14 protein-coding genes are annotated in these 20,448 nt (G+C 32.5%); 10 read left to right on the plus strand and 4 right to left on the minus strand.

Annotated elements, in window-relative coordinates; translation table 11 throughout:
• Nucleotides 1–160: 160 nt before the first annotated feature.
• Nucleotides 161–436 carry a hypothetical protein gene (locus tag PUH65_RS13555; RefSeq protein WP_305520733.1) on the plus strand — a complete coding sequence of 92 codons (276 nt, stop codon included), beginning with the start codon at nucleotides 161–163 and terminating at the stop codon, nucleotides 434–436.
• A 359-nt stretch (nucleotides 437–795) separates the two neighbouring features.
• Here the strand turns inward: PUH65_RS13555 and PUH65_RS13560 are convergent, their stop codons facing one another.
• Nucleotides 796–1,899 carry a Fic family protein gene (locus PUH65_RS13560; RefSeq protein ID WP_305520734.1) on the minus strand — a complete coding sequence of 368 codons (1,104 nt, stop codon included), beginning with the start codon at nucleotides 1,897–1,899 and terminating at the stop codon, nucleotides 796–798.
• Nucleotides 1,900–2,715: 816 nt separating this feature from the next.
• On the opposite strand from PUH65_RS13560, the gene PUH65_RS13565 reads away from it, so the two are divergent.
• The 9 genes from PUH65_RS13565 to PUH65_RS13605 all read left to right on the plus strand — a co-directional run bounded on the left by PUH65_RS13565 (nucleotide 2,716) and on the right by PUH65_RS13605 (nucleotide 14,205).
• Complete coding sequence (locus tag PUH65_RS13565; RefSeq protein WP_305520735.1) at nucleotides 2,716–3,834, plus strand: serine protease; 1,119 nt, start codon at nucleotides 2,716–2,718, stop codon at nucleotides 3,832–3,834.
• Between the two features lie 31 nt (nucleotides 3,835–3,865).
• Entirely contained in the window at nucleotides 3,866–5,281 is a 1,416-nt protein-coding gene (locus tag PUH65_RS13570; protein ID WP_305520736.1) for a hypothetical protein, read from the plus strand.
• Between the two features lie 2 nt (nucleotides 5,282–5,283).
• Nucleotides 5,284–5,673: a hypothetical protein gene (locus PUH65_RS13575; RefSeq protein WP_305520737.1), complete on the plus strand. Its 390-nt coding sequence runs from the start codon at nucleotides 5,284–5,286 to the stop codon at nucleotides 5,671–5,673.
• On the plus strand, nucleotides 5,673–7,199 hold the full coding sequence (locus tag PUH65_RS13580; RefSeq protein WP_305520738.1) for a hypothetical protein: 1,527 nt from the start codon (nucleotides 5,673–5,675) through the stop codon (nucleotides 7,197–7,199). The genes PUH65_RS13575 and PUH65_RS13580 overlap by 1 nt, the downstream gene beginning before the upstream one ends.
• Nucleotides 7,200–7,209: 10 nt before the next feature.
• Entirely contained in the window at nucleotides 7,210–10,509 is a 3,300-nt protein-coding gene (locus PUH65_RS13585; RefSeq protein ID WP_305520739.1) for a cell division protein FtsA, read from the plus strand.
• Nucleotides 10,496–11,287 carry a hypothetical protein gene (locus PUH65_RS13590; protein WP_305520740.1) on the plus strand — a complete coding sequence of 264 codons (792 nt, stop codon included), beginning with the start codon at nucleotides 10,496–10,498 and terminating at the stop codon, nucleotides 11,285–11,287. The genes PUH65_RS13585 and PUH65_RS13590 overlap by 14 nt, the downstream gene beginning before the upstream one ends.
• A 92-nt stretch (nucleotides 11,288–11,379) precedes the next feature.
• Nucleotides 11,380–12,912 (plus strand): hypothetical protein, encoded by a 1,533-nt coding sequence (locus tag PUH65_RS13595; RefSeq protein ID WP_305520741.1) that lies wholly within the window; start codon nucleotides 11,380–11,382, stop codon nucleotides 12,910–12,912.
• On the plus strand, nucleotides 12,912–13,577 hold the full coding sequence (locus PUH65_RS13600; protein ID WP_305520742.1) for a hypothetical protein: 666 nt from the start codon (nucleotides 12,912–12,914) through the stop codon (nucleotides 13,575–13,577). The genes PUH65_RS13595 and PUH65_RS13600 overlap by 1 nt, the downstream gene beginning before the upstream one ends.
• A gap of 16 nt (nucleotides 13,578–13,593) precedes the next feature.
• Nucleotides 13,594–14,205, plus strand: a complete 612-nt coding sequence (locus tag PUH65_RS13605; RefSeq protein WP_305520743.1) for a thermonuclease family protein — start codon at nucleotides 13,594–13,596, stop codon at nucleotides 14,203–14,205.
• A gap of 472 nt (nucleotides 14,206–14,677) precedes the next feature.
• Here PUH65_RS13605 and PUH65_RS13610 read toward each other — a convergent pair whose 3' ends face one another.
• The 3 genes from PUH65_RS13610 to hsdR form a co-directional block, all read right to left on the minus strand.
• Entirely contained in the window at nucleotides 14,678–17,536 is a 2,859-nt protein-coding gene (locus tag PUH65_RS13610) for an AAA family ATPase (protein ID WP_305520744.1), read from the minus strand.
• 50 nt (nucleotides 17,537–17,586) lie between these two features.
• Nucleotides 17,587–18,465, minus strand: a complete 879-nt coding sequence (locus PUH65_RS13615; protein WP_305520745.1) for a hypothetical protein — start codon at nucleotides 18,463–18,465, stop codon at nucleotides 17,587–17,589.
• Between the two features lie 11 nt (nucleotides 18,466–18,476).
• The coding region (gene hsdR / locus PUH65_RS13620) for an EcoAI/FtnUII family type I restriction enzme subunit R (protein WP_305520746.1) at nucleotides 18,477–20,448 on the minus strand (1,972 nt) is incomplete at its 5' end.

A 20,448-nucleotide genomic window follows, 5' to 3' on the forward strand; every position in this document is an offset into this window, starting at 1 on the left:
ACAAAAATGGTGCTTTACCAATTGTACTATAAGCAATAATAGTGAACAAATACCTGAACGTGACAAGCGGCTGGAAAAACAGCGGTATGGATTGATGGGGAAAATTGCTGCGCGCTGGCTTTTACAGAACGCGGTATTCATACACTGAAAATCTTAGCCTATGAAACTAAAGTATGAATACTGTGTGCTGGAAAAAAGAGGTGGCAAGAGCAATTTTTCTCAGCAAGGAATACTGCTGTGCGCGGTGGTGAAAGTGAATAAACTGCCACTACAAGTTTCCGCTGAAAAAAAGCAGTTTATTGACTGGAACCACATGGCCAATCCCGAAACTCTCTGCACCATTTTTGTGTCCTTCGACTTCGCTCAGGATGGCACATCAAATTCTGAATGGGGATTAGAAGGTATTCAATTGGTGTCCTGCCCTACTAAATTATAAATGACCTGGCGGCTGGAAGGCGGTGGCTTGTGCGGGCTTTGCCCAAACAAAAGGAAAGCATTTAGCATAATCTTCAATTATAGGCGAAGATGCTGCTGGATTGTATGGAACGCAACGAAGTGGAGCGGAATACAACGGTTCGCGCTGGCCATTTGCGTATAATTGCGATTATGTTATTTGCTGCGGCCGGGCGTGGGTTTTCGAGTTCCTATTCCTCAATTTATAATATACTTGGTAAGACGGTCAAAATGACCTGCGATTGACCAACCGACTGAGAGCAAATTCTAATTTGTAGTACGTTTTTAATGGGTATTATTTCGATCATACTAGTTTTCAGGTTAAATTGTGATTAAGGGTGATTACAAATTCAATTGATAAGAAATTGAACGACCACCACCCATTTTTAATAAAGCACCAATCTCTGAAAGGTGTTGCAAATCTCTTGTGGCCGTGGCTTTAGATGTTTTGTTAATGGAGATGTATTTTTTTGCAGACATTCCGCCCACAAAGGAATCTTCTCCCATTTCCATCATTTTTTGAATGGCTTTTAATTCTCTTTCGTTGATTTGATTCTTAAATTTATCAAAAAACGCAGTTTTCTTTACAGTGAAAAGCACCGCTTTTTTGGAATCTGATAATGCATCTAGTAAAATAGAACAGAAATAAACCATCCAATTGCTTACTTCGAGATTGCGCTGTGCCTGTTTTAATTCGTCATAATAACGGGTTTTATCTTTTTCAATAGATTTTGAAATGCTGATAAACAGTGGTGTTTCAAATTTCTCTGCTAAAGCCTTTTCTGCTAAAGCCCGACCAACTCTGCCGTTTCCATCTTTAAAAGGATGTAGGGTTTCAAAATAAAGGTGTGCTAAGGCTGAAAGTATTATACCCTCTCCTATTTTTCCTAAATCGTTTTCTTTAAAATCATTATACCATTTTATAAATTGAGTTATCATCTTTGGTAAATTCTCAGAAGGCGGGGCTTCATAATGAATTATAAAATCTCCAAAATTACCCGATATCACTTGCATTGGCTCGGTGCCTGTTCGAAATTGTCCTGCGGTAATCCCTTTTTCATTTTCCATTAAGATTTGATGCCAATCTAAAAGCATCTTCTCTGTCATTGGTTTTTGATAACTGTTTTGGACTTCTATCATTAAATGTGCAATCGCATTGGCTTTTTTGTTACGGCTGCTTTCATGATAGTTTTTAATTCCCAAGTTGGCTTTTAAAGATGACATCACCTCCTCCCGACTGAAATATTCGCCTTCAATTTCGGAGGTTTTCAAGGCTTCTAAAAGCATTACTTCAGCAAATAAGTCTTGTTTATTCTCGTGAGAAAATGCTACTAACATTCCGTTCACTTCGCCCATGTCATGTGCGAACTGTTGAATCATAGGAAGGATTTCCTGTTTCTTAAATAAGAATTTCGGGAAGAGTTCTGATTGCCAAATATAGTTCATGAGCCGATTAGTTGTTTTATTCGGCTCAAATATACCAAAATAATGAGCCGATTATAGTTTTTAATTGGCTCACTTATTAATGATATTATGGTTTACAACTGCTATTCAGAAATTTTTCAGCAAAAGATATTTTATGTGAAATTATTTTTTGTCGTGCAATATTATTATTTTCAATAGTCATACGGATACATTTTGAAATCGAAATCATTGCTACAGCACGAAAGGATTAGTGTGGCAGCCAGAAGCGAGTGTTATTTAAAATCGCGAAAATATCAATTTCGAAAGTTCCATGAAGATTTCTTTTTGTAAAGTATGGCACCTATAAATTCCATTAAATGCACGCACTTATACACCTCTAACATATCATCTGGCAACGTTAAATCCGCGATATGAAATACTATTTATTTTTTATGAAAGCCGCCTTTGTAATGGCAATGATTTTTTAAATAGTCTAAAATATTTTATTTCATTTAAAATTTGTTCTATTTTCGTCATTATATATATATAAAGTATTAATTCTTTGTTTCACTTTTCGTTCATCATTTTCTTTAAAAATATTATATTTTAAGAAAAAAGAATTCTTTTTCTACATTACTTCAGTTTTCTGCTTTTTACTTTCAATTGTACTTTGTATATTTGAGAGTTTTCAATTAATAAAAATTAATTAGTACTTATAAATAGGGTTATTTGATCGACTATCAGAAATTATAGTTTCTTAAAAACAATATTATTACAGAAAAATGAGCACGAGTAACGTGAGTTTTCGTAATTTAATTATTTGGTGAAACTTAATTTAATAATTAAAAAAGATAATTTATGAGTATAAATTTACTTCGGTTTTTTATGGTTTTATTTTTAAGTACTTGCTTTCTAAGTTGTGAAAGAAGAAAGGGAGGTGAAGAAGTAAAGAATGAACTGAAAAAGATTTCTAGCGAGGAAATTTTCAATAAATATCAAGATGCTGTTGTACTTATTAAACACTCTTTTGTTTATAAGGCTAACATCAGTGGAACAGATTTTTTCTTTAGAACTTTTGATGACACTACTGGTGAAATATCTGATTTCATAAGTAAGGAAGAAGCTGAAGCGCAACCTAATATTAGTTGGGGAACAGGTTTTTTCATTGATTCAAAAGGAAAAGTTTTAACAAATAGACATGTTTTAGATGTCCGCCCCTCAAAAGAGCAAGAAGTTATCATATTACAGGCATTCAAAGGCAAATTGATAACGTTTTTACAAAATCTTCAAGCAGCACATGATACTAGAGTAGACCGTTTAAAAGAATTACAATATATCCTTAATAATGAATTGTATAAAGAATATGAATATACTGCTTTAACAAGTGATTTCAACAGATCATATCAAGATTATCAGGAAGAGGAAAAGGAAATAAACAACCTTACTAATTTTGTCACCAATTTTGATAAACAAGGAAACTTTGTAACTAAAACTTCATTGCAATTCGGCATTTTTCTCAATAATCAAAAATCACAAAATAATTTACAGGATTATATTAAATATAAGTCAGTAAAAATTTCTGAAGATCCAAATGTGGATTTAGCACTAATAGAGCCTAATAATCTAGACGATTTTAATGGAAAAAAAATAACTCCAGCAGATATGACTAAGATAGATTCAGTATCAATTAGACCTTTAAAAATAACTCAGAAATTAACATTAATAGGATATAATAATGGAGCTAATATGGGCGTAACTGAAAATGGAATTAGGCCTCAGCTTACAGAAGGTGCAGTGAGTCAAATAACGGATAGAAATAAAGTAATGTATACAATACCCGTGCTTCCGGGGTCAAGTGGCAGTCCCGTATTTGATGAATATGGCAGGGTAATTTTAATAAATTTTGCTGGTATGATGGGCACCCAAGGTTTCAATTATGGAATACAACCAGAAAAAATTAAAGACTTTTTAAGATAAGCAAGACTGTTTATTTATTATCATTTAGAATATGAAAAAAAAATATATACTATACCTAAGTTGTTTATTTACACTTATTCTCTCATCCTGTCAAAATAAAACAGGTAAGTTAGTTGCCAAGTCAAGTTCTGACGGTATAATAAATTGCAAGGAGTTCGAAGAAATTAGGAGCTCCGTGCCCTCTAATAAAAGAGAATTTGCAAACCTTTTTGATTCTACCGGAAAAATTGACGATGCAAAACTAAAAGACTTTATTAATAACAACTCCAATGTTCGTTCTGGTCCGCTTAAATTTGACGACTGTATTGAAGAAATTACTGATGTGGGACTTTATTTAGAAAATTCTGTAAGTATGCTTGGGTATATTTCCAATGCGAGTGATTTTCAAAAAAACACACTGGATATTTATAGTGCATTAGGACATAACAACAAAGTAAGCACTTATCTTGTTAATCAAAAATTAGAATCTAAAGGAAATTTAACCATTTCAGGTTTAGCTGATATTATTACTATGCGCAATAAGTTCCTTACTCCAGGCTCTAATGTATCAGATCTTAATAAAGTGCTAGAGAATGTCCTTCAAAACACTAAAAACAGTAGTATTTCGATTATCGCCTCAGATTTTATCTATTCACTAGGCAGTCAAAATCTGGTCGTTGTTGGTGGTAAAACAAAAGATGTTTTTTTAAAAAATTCAAAAAAGATCAGTGACTTATCGGTTTTATTTATACAGTTAGACTCACAATTTAATGGTGTTTATTATGATATGAATGATAAGCCTGCGCAATTAAATAACGTTAGAAGACCGTACTATTTTATGGTTCTTGGAAAGGCTGAGAACATTGAGAAATTTTCGAAAATTATAAAAGTTAACAATCTGAGTGGATTTTTAAATTCCTATTATCTCACGTCAAAAAAAGTAGAACCTTTTCAAAAAATTCTATTAGGAACGGAAGCCGTAGGAAGAATAAAAGTTGATAAAACAGACCCTAACAAAATGGAAATTACAAAACTGGTGAATAATGAAACCCAGTTTTCAATAGCGGTTGATTTATCTAAATATCCAGATCAGTCAAAGTTGCTTGATATTTCAAATTATAAAATTAGCCAAGGTTATAAAATTGATAAAATTGAAAAAATTAATCCAGCGAATAACCCCTCCAAAATAAATGCAGCGGATTGGGTTACGCTAAAAGCCTCTCCTGCAACTCATTATATTGTTATTAAAAATGTCGGCTTTCCTTTGAAAAATGACTTGATTCTTAGCTTAGAAAATAAAGAGCCCGACTGGATTAATAGAAGTTCTATTGACAATGACACTAACATCAACCAAAATTTAGATAAAACATTCGGTATCAATTATTTAGTCAATGGTATCCGTGATGCTTTTGAACAAATTAATGATGGAGATAATTCTTTTTTCACCTTAAAATATAAAATTAATTAATCATGAATTCATTCTTTGCAAATTTGTATGAATTGCTGTACTATGATCCAAATTTCTCTACAGCAGTTTTCAGTAATGGTGCTTATTCGGCTATAGGTCTCGCAACAATCATAATTCCTTTCATCATTGCATTTATTTATTATAAGGTGATCGACAGACCCGCTTTGGCATCAATTACAGTTTGGATTCTCGCTGGTTTACTCTCTGCTTTTTTAAGTTTTTTAGTAAGTTACAGTTTAGTATATACTTCATTAGCAGAACTATACCAATTCAACACTTCACAATATTCGACATTGAGTGGTATTAGTGCAACCTTTAGTTTTGTCTTGCATTTATTTTATTCATTTGTATTTAAAAGAATTAGTATTAACACTAAAAATATTCCTTTCTAATGGCTAAACTTTTTGTTTTTGGTATCGGCGGTACAGGCGCACGAGTAATTAAATCATTAGCCATGTTAATGGCTTCAGGAATAGATACAGGATACGAAATTGTACCTATCATCCTGGATCCAGATGCAGCAAATTCTGATGTTAACCGTACAAAAGCGATTTTGGATGATTATGTGAAGATTAGAAATAAAGGTAATGAAAATGGAGATTCTTCATTTTTTAAAAATAAAATTTACCCATTAGGTGAGATTGTAAAGAGTGAAGATAAAGCGACTATTGGATCTAATTTCGTGGTCAATATTGATGGTTTGGATAATGGTGAAAAATTTAAAAGTTTTATTGATCACCAAAGTTTAGATATAGATAATAAGAAAATGATTGACCTCCTCTTTTCAGAAGACAATTTGGATCTTTCATTAGATGTAGGCTTTAAAGGGAATCCCAATATTGGAAGTGTGGTGTTAAACTCTTTTGTAAACTCCCGTACCTTTGAGGCTTTTGCTAATATTTTTGATAAAGATGACCGTATTTTTATTGTTAGTTCTATTTTTGGTGGTACGGGTTCTGCTGGCTTTCCTCTGCTTCTCAAAAATATTAGAGAAGGTAACGTTGGCGGAAACAATTTTGAATTTTTGAAAGACGCAATCGTTGGAGCTATTTCAGTACAACCTTATTTTAAAGTGGAAAAAAGTGAAGGCGCAGAGATTGATTCACACACTTTTATTTCTAAAACTAAATCTGCTTTGTACTATTACGATCATTTTCTGTCGAGAAATAATTCACTTAATGCGACGTATTATATAGGTGATGATAATAATGGAGTATATGAGCATCATGTAGGAGGAACCGTTCAGAAAAATAATGCGCATTTTGTGGAATTAGCATCTGCATTAGCCATCGTAGATTTTGCAAAAGATCAAAGCCTAGAGACTGGTAATGCAAAGGCTATTAACCCTGTGTACAGAGAGTTTGGGGTAAAAACCAGTAATGGATTTTTAAATTTCAGTACTGTATCGGATGCTACGGCTAGTATTATTAGAAAGCCTCTGGCGCAATATTTTTATTTTGACCTCTTTATAAATAAAATGTTGGCCGATACCATCAACGATCCATATGCACAAACTAAGAATGGAGCTTCTTTTGACAGTAGTTTTATATCTTCATCCTTCTTTTCTACTGTAAAATCGTTCAACCTTGCATTTAGAGTATGGCTCGGCGAAATGAAAGATAATACTGTTTCGTTTGCACCCTTTAATATTAATGTTCAAAAAGATTCGAAGGGAAACATTAATGATTTCTCCTATTCTGCAAATAATGAAATCTTCACCTATATTGACGGTTCAACACCAAAAAAAGATGGATTATTTGGAATAGGTAAGAAAAATTATGAATTGTACAGAGCTAAATTAAATTTGGTTGCAGATAGAGAAATAAAGAGTTTCATTGGTGCTGAAGACCGTTTTCTTAAAGTATTTTCCCTGGCAACACAAGAACTGTTAAAAGAGAAAAATCTCATCAATTTTTAAAGATTAAAACATGGCAAAAGTATTTAGATTATTTGACGATATAGATGTGCAGCATTGGGAAAATACAAATAGTATAGGACCTGCTCAAATTAAAACGATTGGAGATGTTTCCGGAGGGATTATGAGCAAAGATCCGACCTCAATACCCTCGCCGTTTGCAAGGATGGATTTGGCCAAATCAGCATTTAAAAATGTCGTTGATTTGAAAACCTTAGACGGGCAAACAGTCTTTAATAAAATCGTGTCTGATAATTTTGATTTGATGGAATTGCTTTTTCACAGCAACGAAATTGAAGGAATTAATATTAGTTCTTGGGATGCGAAACAAAGTGTTGATTTATTAGTTGAAAGCATTAACAAAAAACATAGATTACTTGGCAAAACGCTGAAATTATTTATCCAGCAAGACAAAATTTTTGAAGGTAATTCAAAGATTTTCATTTTCAGTAGAAAACATAAAATATTAGGTGGAACATCGCCTCTTTCAGTTGTCTTTACTACTGGAAATTCTTTAAAAGATACTAATATTAGGCTATCAAACAGGGCTTTGTTTACCGCACCATATCAGCCATTATACAAAAGAGACGTTGATTTCCAGAAATACGTATATAGTTTAATCTATAATAATTCTGGATTTGGAGACAAGTTTTCGGAATTGAAAGAATATCTTGATCATTCCCTTAGGACATTAGAAAATGAGAAACCTAAATTATATACTGATTTACAGGACATCAAACTAGACGATAATTATTACGCAAATAATTATGCCGAACTTAATGGTAGTATTGATGGAGATATAGTTACGCTCTTCAATATACCCCTAAGAAAATCTAAAGGCATCGAAGTAGAAAGTGACTTTTTTATTAAAACAGATTTACCACAAAAAGATAAGATACCTTTAGTATTACAAAATGAATACACTTTACCGATAAATTATTTCGGCGGAACTCGTTGGACAGAAAATAAAATAACTATCCCATATTCCGATGGACGAGCATTACATGAAAGGACTCTGCCTGGTTTAATAAAGAAGTATCCTTACAAGACTGTTGACGATTTTTTAGAGTCCGTTATCTTCAGATTACCTTATAAACTTGATTCTTCAAAATTCCTTGCCCTTTCAGACGGTGAAAATCAAACTTTTTTACTTCCTCTGAAAAGCGCATTTTTCAAATATTTTACTACAGATGATTTAATTAATAAACAGGTTGGTGGTAAACCGATGCTTACCGCGGAGATTTTAGCAAATTCTGTAACCGTACAACTAAGAATTCCCATTAAAAAAGATGGACACTATATCACATTATCTCGTAAATACAAAGTCGATGGTGAAATTGATCTTTCAAGAAACGTTGGAATTGTTAAGAATATGTTCGTGAATATTGGAATCAGTCCTTTCGTCCAAATGGAAAATTCTGATGCTTCTGATCACTACCGCGTAGGACTATTCAGTGTAATTAATCAGGGTATTGATCTAAGTTTCACTTTCCAAGGAAAAATTTCCTCGTCAGAAGATTCTTATGCAAGAACTTCTGAAGTGTTTTACAGTAGTAAATATTTCGTATTAAATAAGAAATTTGATACTCTAAGAGTTGAATACGATGGGTCTGTAGGATTATTGATACCTAAACTGGTAAAAAAGACAGAAGGACCTAAAAATTTCACGTTCGGAGTTGATTTTGGGACAACTAATACGCATATTGAATATAAGAATGATAACGGCCGACCCACGCCATTTTCCATTGATTTACAAGATTTACAGACGGTTTATACGATTTCTGATGTGCCTGACTCCAATATTGAAATCACACGTTTGAAAGAATTAAAAAAACTGAGCGAATATGAATATATCCCAGAACTTTTAAAAACTGATCTTAACACATTTCCTATCAGAACAGTGATCTCTAATTCTTCGAAATTAAAGGTTGCAGAGGTTAAACATTCTATGTCACAAATGAACATACCGTTTAACTATATTTTAGAAGATTCCTTAGAGTCTAATGTATATACTCCAGATTTAAAATGGGGTAATCAGGACATAGATGCTTTGCATGTAGATAAAATAAGATTATTTATAGATGAGCTTTTCTTCCTGATGCGTAATAAGGTTTTGAGTAGCAATGGTAATTTGTCATTAACAAAAATTCATTGGTCCTATCCTTTGAGTATGTCTATAAAGCAAATTAGTGATTTAGAAAATTTTTATATTAATCTATATCAGAAATATTTTTCCAAAAGCGATGCTTCGATCAATGTGAAAAAATATAATGAATCGATATCGCCGTTTGAATATCTAAAAAATGAAGGTGGTTTAGTTTCTTTTCAAAGACCTGTTGCTTTAATCGACATCGGTGGTGGTACAACGGATATTGCCATTTATAAAAATAACAAGGCTGAAAAACTTACCTCATTTAGATTCGGAGCCAATAAAATTTACTCTAACTCAAATTCAGGAATTAATTCAAACGGTTTTGTAAAAGAAATTGAGCAATTTAGCGAAAGCAATGAACTTAGTCAAATCTTTTCCAATAGACAAAGTAAATTTTTGGAATCCAATCAATTAACGGAAGCGATGTGGTTAGCATTTTCTGCTGATACGAATATCAGATATAAAGATAGTGTTTCGAATAAATTCAGTGATCAACTGTTTTCCAATGAGAATATAAAGGCTGTCTATGTATTTTATTATTCGGCTATAGTATACCATTTAGCGACATTCATGAAAGCCAATGATTATGATATTCCTGAAAAACTTATTTTCTCTGGAAATGGCTCAAAGATTCTTAATATCATAGACAAAAGTGAAAAAGCACTAATTCTAAACAAAGTATCAGTATTTATTTTCGAAAAAATATACGAGTCTGATGCTCCAAATACTTTCTCTGTTGAAAAAAGAGATAATCCTAAAGAAATGACTGCAAAAGGCTTAACCTATGCTAAAAACTTTGGACAGGACATTAATGAAATGAAGGCCACTTTACTAGGTAAATTAGATAAAACACTCCTTAAACATAATTCGGCAATAACATATGAGGAACTTTCTGAAGAGGATGCTAAATCAGTGAATGCTGAGGTTAATAATTTCATTGATTTATTTGTCGAAATGTATAGAAGTTTAAACAAAGAATATTTTGATATTGATGCAAGTTTAATCAATGGTTTCAAGGAAATCCTTTCTGCAAATACGCTAAATTATATCATGAAAGGAATAGACGAAAATAAAGGAAGTGACTTAAAAGTTACGGACAGTTTGTTTTTCTATCCATTAGAAAATTCACTTTATCAATTTGTTAGGTATGTTAATAAATAAAAAAAATAGTATCATTGTAAGCTTATGTGTTTTATTAATAAGCTGTGGTGAAAAAGCAGAACACAATGTGGTGGCTAAAAATGACAAGGTAGATGATATGATTATAGCGGGAATGTTGTTTTTAGCAGGAATGATTCTGTTTTATTTGAGTACCAAAATTATCGTAAATGCGATGAAAGGGAGACGTCAACGAGGCATAAAAAGACGTGAAGCAGATATTGCAGACAACGGCTTTGCTTTAAATGCAGAGGAAAATGCTAAAGTTTTACAATTACAAAACAAAGTGGAAGAGTTGAATAAAAAACTTCAAGCATGCGAACAAAATAATAGAAACATAGAAAGTAAGAAAGAGGATCCAGCTAAAGATTTTTCAGAAATGACAGTGCAAGATTTGCTAGTAGAGGAGCAACTTGCGCCAGTTTTGACTCTTTCCGTAGAGCCTCTTAACACTGGACCAGAAGTAAAGATGAGATATTCTAAGTTTGCTGACGAAAATGCGATGTTTCCTCATACACACTTATTAAATTCTGATGACGGTTCATGTTATTATAAATTAGAAATCGATGAGATCAATAACACCGCAAAGTTTGAACCTATAACTGCAGGAATAAGCCTTTCAAGTTTTAAAAACAACAAGAACATGCTATTACTGCCATATTGCGATCTTAATAATTATTTTGAAACCTGGAGCGGTATAAAAGTCATTGAAAAGGGATGGTTAAAATATGCAGATACAGGATGGATTGTAGAAAAAAAATGTAAAATTGAATTAATATAAGTATGGAGCACTTCTCACCTTTAGTTATCATTGAAATTATATTGTTAATTATTATAATAGCCTTTCAGTTCAAATCTTTTTTCTCAACTAAAATGAAAATTAAAGGATTGGGCATTATTTTACCTCAGTTAAAAAATTATCACCTAGAAAAATATAATTTTGAAAACTATTTAATTAATACAAATGCTGAAGCAATAATTAAAGATCCAAAATATTATGATCAAACACCTGCCAAAAATGATGACGAAAATTTATATCAGGATTTTTCAGTAGCAACTAATACTGAAGATTTGGTTCCCGTAAATTTAATCGTTATAAAAGTTGGAGGAAGTGCTATTTTCAATAGAATAAAAAAAGCATTAAATACGTACTTGATTAAAAACAAAGGTTCTGTTGCTGACTTTAACTTGATGCAGGACGTGGTTAACCGAAATGTTGAAACAGAAGAAGATGAAATCTCTCATGGCATTAACATCCCGTTGTATTTGGGTTTAATGGGAACTATGCTTGGTATCATTGTAGGATTAATCAATTTGACATTATCAGATAATTCTAAAGGAGACTCATTCGATCCCTCTGCATTCTTGATTGGTGTTGCAATTGCTATGAGCGCAAGTTTTTTAGGATTATTATTTACAGTTCTTAATAATAATGCTTTTAAGGATTCTAAAAAAAATATGGAACTTAATAAAAATGATTTCTATACCTTTTTGCAAACCGAATTAATGCCTGTTGTTAATGCTAGTGTATCAAATGCTGTTTATACGCTGAAAGATGTTGTTGTAGGGTTCAATAAGGATTTTTCTGTTAATCTATCTGTGCTGAGAAAACTGTTTGATAAAAGTTATAAATCGTTGGAAGGACAAGCTTCTATTTTAGACAAAATGGAAGAAATGGATATCAAGCAATTCGCTGCCGCTAATGTCAAAATATTGAAAGAGTTATCCAATGCAACTGAAAAAATTCACTCTTTTCAATTATATGTAGATTCGTTAAATACGATGATGTCTGAAACTAATAAGGCGACGATATCTATCCGTGAACTATTAAGTGGTGTCAATAACTTTAGTGATTTGGCTGTTAAACTTGAGCAAAGAGTTGACGAATCCGGTCAGCTGTTACAATTTGCAACGGAGCATATTGCATTTTTAAAAGATAATTCTTCGCAGGTCAAGAGTTTAAGTAATGATTTTACTGATTTTACTGAAAAATCTATGAAGACATTAGAAAATGTTAGTAGTGATGTTTTGACCAATTTCAGAAAATTCGCAGAAGACGAGTCCGAAATTCTTAAAAATAGTATCCAATCTAGACCTGATCAGTTTGAAAAATTAAATCACTTAGATCGTCTTGAAAGTATTGAAAAAGCGATACTTGATAACAATATTAATATTATTGAATTAGGAGATCAAAAATTGGTAGAACAACATAATAGGTTAATAAAAGCCCTTGGAGAGGTTGAAAGCTCTGTTCGGAATATAAAAATAAGTTTAGGAAAAGACACAAACTTATTACCAGAAGATGATAGAACTAAAATGATTAGTTTAGTGGAGGCGCAGATGGATTACTTACAGAGTAATGCGATAACTAGACTATTTCCTTATAATGGTAAAAAGAAGAAGTAATGGCTAGCAAAAAGCATGATATTTTTTGGATCAGTTATGCGGATCTACTTACTAGTTTATTTTTCATAGTTCTTGTTCTTTTTGCAATTACCTTTTTTAAATACCAAAATAAAGTTGAAGATTTAAAGAAAAAACTGGAAGTCTTTCAATTGGTTGAAAATAGTTTAGCTCCCTTAAAGGCAAAAGAAAATGTGTTTCTATATGATGAGCAGTATAAGCGCTTTACATTAACTAAACCTGTAAAGTTTCAGATTTCAAAAACGGAAATTACACCTTCAGACGTAGTAAGTTATGATGTGCAGGCACCTTATTTAATTACAGCTGGAAAGGAATTATTAGCCACTATTGACAAACTGGAAAATGAAAGAAAAACGAATGATGCACTGAAAGATATCTCTTACATAGTGGTTATTTCTGGGTATGCTTCTAAATTAGGTCCTAATCCGGATTTAAACTCAGATTATGATTTAAGTTATCATCGAGCAATAAATTTATGGAAGTTTTGGAAGGCAAATGGAATTGATTTTGAAAATGAAAAGTATAAAGATTTTATAGATTTACAAATTGCAGGAAACGGATGGGGCGGCATTGGAAGGGAGAAAATTGAAATTAATAATCAAAGATTCATTATTCAGATTATTCCTAAAACAAAAAACATTGATTAAATTTAATTGAAAGTAAATGCATATTAAAAAAACTAATTTCCAGTTTTTCTATCTCCTAATCTTTATAATTTTCACTTTTTGTCAATCTAAAAGTGAAACAGAGATACTTCGTCAAAATAACAAAGGTATTACACTTGAACAACAACCTATTCGAACTGCTACATCTGACAGTAAGCAAGAAGAAGAGAATGTAGGTGAACGTTCAGTGCGTTCCCCAAGCACTAGAAAAATACCTTACTTGGTATATAAAGTTATAGATGGTGATACATTTTGGATGAAAGATCAAAATCAGATGGAAACTAAAGTCAGACTGATTGGAATTGATACGCCAGAAACACGAAATACAAAAAAAAAGAAAAAAGGCTATTTCGGAGAAGAAGCTAAAGCTTATTTGAAAAGCTTAATACTTGATCAATATGTTTATATAGAACAAGATGTACAATCTCGTGATCAATATGGAAGATTATTGGCATACGTGTACACAGAAAACAATCTTTTTATTAATGCTGATTTAATTGCCAATGGGTATGCAGTTTTAATGACCGTACCTCCTAATATAAAATTTGAAAATGAATTTTATATGTTACAGCAAAAGGCTAGGCAAAACAAGTTGGGAATGTGGAAGTAGGAAATAAAATTTCATTGCATATACTATCTTCTATCAAAAGTATTTTTGTGTGACAACGTAAACAATTAAAAACAAAAAATTTACGATACCTTAAACGTTCATTTCTGCAAGATGCATCATAGGAAAAATAATTTTTTAGGAAAGAACTGTAGATTTGAAGAAATGTAAGGTGTTAAATTTCATGTAATATAGCTTCCTTATTGGGATACTAATTTAAAGCTGAACTCTTAAATTGTGTGTGTAATTTTATTAGAATTATATCACTCTTAATCTGTACCTAATCTATCAAGTGCATCCTGACCTAAATACATCCTTTCATTATATTTCAAAGTTTTAAAAGATCCATCTATATACTGTATTTTTATTGTTGATAAGCGTAAATACTCAACAATATCGGTGATTCGTGCGGCAGCCGGGGGAAAGGATTCGTGCGGCAGCCGGGGAACGACCTATTTCAAAAATTACTTTTACTTTATTCCGGTACAATATCTTCTTCTAAAATTGTAGTTAGTAGTTCCTTCGATAGCACTTTTTCTTTTGCAATTCTATTGGATTGATTTTCAATTGCTTTTTCAAAAACATTTCGAACAGTTCTGCCATTGCCAAAATCTTTAGTTCGTGAAGAGTATAAACTCTCAAAAAGTAAATTTAATTTAAAAGAAGCGGCATCAGAAATTACATATTCGCTATTGGCAGCCATTGATTTAAAAATAGCGAGCATATTTTCTGGCTTATAGTCCGGAAAAAAAATATGACGATTAAATCTCGACTTCAATCCCGAATTTGTTTCTAAGAACCTCTTCATTTCATCTGAGTAACCTGCGACAATTACAGCCATACGATCGCGATTGTCTTCCATTCTTTTCAATAGAGAAGCTACGGCCTCCCGACCAAAGTCATCCGTACCTTCACCAATTAAAGAATATGCTTCATCAATAAATAATATACCGTCTAATGCTGACTTTACAACTTTGTCAACTTTGGGAGCTGTCTGGCCAGTAAATTCGGCTACAAGACCGGCCCTATCAGTTTCAACTAATTGACCCTTTTGAACTACTCCTAAATGATGGTATATTTTCGCTACAATTCTCGCTACTGTTGTTTTGCCGGTACCTGGTGAACCTGTAAAGACGCAATGATAAGAAATATTACCAGTTTTCAATCCCATTTTTTCTCTTTCTTTTTGAATCGTAATAAAATTTACAAGCGATTGAATTTCAGATTTAACTTCATCTAAACCAATTAAAGAGTCTAATTCTGCTAATGCTTCTTCCAAAGTACCAGAAGAGTTTTCATTAATATTTAAGTTAATGTCATTATCCATTACCGATTTATGAATTAGAGTGTGAATTTGTTTAAGAATTTTTTCTTCATCATCAGTAATCTTATTATCTGCTTTTACAAGTATAGTTGCAAAACGATATAATACCGTTGCATACTCATTAAAATATTTAGCGTCAAAAGCTAATAACGCTGGTGGTAAAGCTAATTCAGTACTAAACTCTTGGTCTAAACTAGTATTCTTTCTAACAGATAGTTTAAGTGGATTATCATTTTCTCCCATTTTTAATAATCCTTTGGCAAGAAGTTCGTATTTTTCCCTAGACAACCTAAGGTTAATCTCTTCATAAGTTAAAGCTAAATAATCCACATCAATTTTTAACAATTTTGTAACAAGCAAAACATAACAGATCGTTTCAGGGGATTTAATATTTAAATCTGTTGGAATTATAATCTTTAATATTTTAAATAGATCAAAAAGTGAGCAGTATGATATTGCATCATATCCATCAGAATTTTCAGCAATTCCGATTTTATTTAAGAAATCTCTATCAGAAATAATTTTAGAAATTACTGTTGAAAACTGCTTAGCAACTTCTTGTAAAAGGATATAGTAATCATCAGTGAACGAAGGCTCCAACAATCTTGGTTGTGTATTATAATTATTTAAAACTTCTTTCAACCGAGGTATGTCGGTAATTAGTAATTTTCTATGAGGCATTTCAAAAGGACCAACAACGCCGAGCATTTCTAACTGATCCATAATTCTCCCAACTCTATTATAACCAATTTTCAGATGACGTTGTACTGCAGAGGGCGATGCACTATTATTAGCAATCATAATTTCTGCCGCTCGTATAATATATTCATCTAAATTATTTGTGGCCATACTGCCGAGTGGTATCGGCACCTCTTTTTCAACAATTATTTCCTTTAAATTTGGTTGTAACGAAATGTGATCAGAAACTTTCCTATCATTTTCAAAAGCACCTAAAGTTTCAATGTTTAAAAAAAAATTATCTAGTGCATAAGGTAGAGATGTCATAAATTCAAAAGAAAAGCCTTCGGTAGATTTTAATGTATTTCTCCTATAAGAACATATTGGAATTTTGGAATTATCAGAAAATCGCAAATCTGGACTACCATTTTTATTAAGATGTTTATATGTGTAATCTATAACTTTCGCATCTTTCGGAACCTGATTATATTCTCTAAATCTAACATAAAAGGAATCTGAAGATAATGTAGAAAATTTCACTAAATTGTAAGAATCCGATTGCAGATTTTGAATAAGAATACTATCTGGAAGAAAAAACAATTCATTATGTTCCAATTTAATATATGGAATTTTTACATTAGTTTTAAATAACGAATAAGGAAGCCTGTGTGCAGAAACTTCTAATATTTCGAATAAATCAATTGAAGTAACAGGTGACAAAGAATAACTTGCATCACTGGTAGAAGCACTATCTTTAACGACCCACTTTTTTTCAGATTTTAAAAAAGACGAGAAACTATCAAGCATATCGTTATAAATAGGTTTATCTTCATCTTTAACAGTAAAATCAGCATTTACAGTTTTTCTTTTTTTATCGAAATAATTTAACAGTAAGTACCAAAGTAAAAATACTAAAAATGCACCTGCGATTATTCCAAATTTTAAAAGTGGGCGATCGTTGAATTTCGTTACTCCTGTATCTTTACGTTCGGTGTTCACAGTAACAAATTCATTTTTCACATAAGCAGTGTCAAGCGATGGAGTTAGGACCATCTTCCAATCAGTACCAGCGTCACTTATAATTTGTAATTTCGCATCTTTTGAAACCTTTTGAATAATTGATGAATTGATGACTGAAGGAGCAGTTCGTAAATTAACACTGTCCGAGATAATCTTAGCAAATTGTAATTCTTGATAAGCGGGCTGATTAGTATAAACATAAAGCGCTACCATTCCAATTAGTCCTGGAAAAAAACCGAAATACCCCCTGTAGTTTATTTTCTTTTTCTTTTCAATATATTCTCTAATAATTTCTTCAGAGGTTCTGACCATAATCCTTTATTTTAGGTTTTAGATATCAATTTAATATTACTTCAAAATTTTTAGTCATTGATATTATTCAACTTATCAAGTGCATCCTGACCTAAATACATTCCTTCATTATATTTCATTGTTTTAATACTACCATCCATATACTGGATTTTAATTGTTGACAATCGTAAATACTCAATAATATCTGTAAACCAGACATAGTCAAATTCCCAAGAAGAAATGCCACTCGGTTCTATGGGACCAATACCTTTCAGAGTTGTGTAATAATTTCCGTTTGATAATCGCACTAAATCTTCAACAGCATTCTCTCCTGCCACTGTGAACCAAATATATTTGATTGTTTTTGACGAGGCATTAAAGATTTTAAAAGTTGCACCAGTTGAACTGTATCCCTCGGTAGGATGAAAAGTCACTAAACCAATTCCATATTTTTTAACACGATCAAACGGTGCTAATGCGTCGCTAAGGACTTCGATTCTTTTATCATTTATTGACTCTTCGACAGCATCAATAATAAAAGTAGCCATTTTTCCCGCATTCTCTTTGAGGAAAGTTTTATCTACTGCGGACATGGTTGCGAAATCTACTTTCAAATTTTCCTTATCCACTTCATCACTAAATGACAGATCGTCATTACTAATAATTTTAAAATTTTCACCATCATATATTTCAAAATACTGAACAGGTGAACCGTTATTGCAAAGGATATAATCTGTTACAATGGTGGTTTTATCATATGCTGAATGAATTGGTTTATAGTAAGTTGTGTTGGTTAATTCACATTTAGGAGAAATTGCCTGACCCACTTTAGCAGCAGGCGTTGTGAAACCAATAATCATTTTTTTCCGCACCAATGAATCTAAATCAATATTTTGTGCAGACGATATAAGTGGTAAAAAGACCAATAAAAAAATAAAGTTTTTAATCATATTTTATAAAATTAATTATATAAGTAACTCTGATATGCTATAAAGTTGTTACGTATTGTTTTCACATCACCCAGTTTCTCTTTTGCGTCCTGAATGCTATGGTATTTCAATTGAAGGAAGGAACTCAATTTTTCATCATCTAATTCTTCAAAACCATTGGTAACGTATTGACTGAGCACAAATTCTAAAAAGTCTTTGTAGTTATCATCCATTTGTAAAAACTGCAGGCGGGCTTTTTCAGCGCGCTGGGTTCTCTCTAATATTTCCGAATTATATGCCACATAAGAAAGGACATCATAGATGTCGCTGTTCTCTGCATTTAGGATTTTCTGGAATTCTTGTAACTGCATTTTTGTAAAGCCTTTTTCCGCTAATTTTTCAAGTAGTTTTTTTCTTGTCGAAGGAATGATCCATTGCTCTTTTAGGTCATTTTCACTTGTGAAAAATGATGGGATATCACCATAAAGATTTTGCAGAAACTGTTTGGCAGAAATTGGTTTTCCATCAGCACTCCAGAAAGAAGTGGTAACCATACTTTGCAACTGACGCACTTTGCCATCTGATAAAACTACCTCAATCATCTTCTGTTTTCTACCGCACCGGCAATCAACATAACCACAAATCTCGCAAGGTTCTGGATCGTCCTTTGCACAAATGCAGGGTAACTGACCGCAGGTGTCGCACTTCTGTTTTGGAGGTTTTTCTTTTGGTTCTGCAGGTTCCAAAGGTTCACCATCCCATTCAGGATCATTGAAATGTTTGTAGGCCTTTACAAAATCATAAACGGTGAAATAATCTTTATTTTCATACAGTCTTGTTCCTCTACCGATAATCTGTTTAAATTCAATCATCGAGTTAATAGGTCGCATCAATACAATGTTTCTAATCTCCGGGGCATCTACTCCTGTACTTAATTTTTGAGAAGTGGTTAAAATAGTAGGAATCGACTTTTCATTGTCTTGAAAGTCCCGCAAGTGCTTTTCACCAATTTCACCATCATTCGCTGTTACCCTCTGACAGTAATTAGGATTTTTGGTCACGGCTAACTGATTGATTAAATCTCTTACTGCTAAGGCATGCTCCTGAGTTGCACAAAACACCAAAGTTTTTTCATTTTGATTAATCTGAGCAAGAAACTGTTTTACCCTGAATTCCTCCCGCTGTTTCATTTTGATAATACGGTTGAAATCTTCTTCAGTGTAATTTCTCTCTTCCTCGATTTCTCCTTCAATTACTTTATCGTCAGAAGTGTACTGGTATTCTGAAATATTGGTCTCTATCTGTTTTACCCGGAATGGCGTAAGGAAGCCATCATTAATACCTTCTTTTAAAGAATAAATATAAACAGGCTCGCCAAAATATTTATAGGTATCAGCATTCACATCCCGTTTTGGCGTTGCGGTAAGACCCAACTGCGTTGCAGGTGAGAAATATTCTAAGATTGCCCGCCAGTTGCTTTCGTCATTAGCACCACCACGATGGCATTCATCGATAATGATAAAGTCAAAATAATCTTTTGGATATTGTCCGAAGTTGGCTGTAATATTATTGCCGTAAGGCACTTTGTCCTCTGCTACTTTTGATAAATTATCTTCCTTTTCTTCATTATTGCCAGACATAAAGGTTTGGAAAATAGTAAAGAAAATACTGCCATTTTTGGGAACGCTCCCTTTTTTATTTATTTCGGACGGTTTAATTCTTACCAAGGCATCATCTTCAAAAGCACCAAAGGCATTAAAAGCCTGATCTGCTAAAATATTACGGTCTGCCAAAAAGAGAATGCGAGGAGAACGTAAACCATCTTTTCGTAAATTCCATTTTGCCTGAAACAGTTTCCACGCAATTTGAAAGGCGATGGCAGTTTTTCCTGTTCCTGTTGCGAGAGTTAAAAGAATTCTTTTTTGATCATTTGCGACAGCAGACAAAACTTTATTGATCGCATTCTGCTGATAATAGCGCAGTTCCCAAGTACCTCCTTTTGTT

The organism is Kaistella sp. SH40-3, from assembly GCF_030686865.1.
Lineage (GTDB): Bacteria > Bacteroidota > Bacteroidia > Flavobacteriales > Weeksellaceae > Kaistella.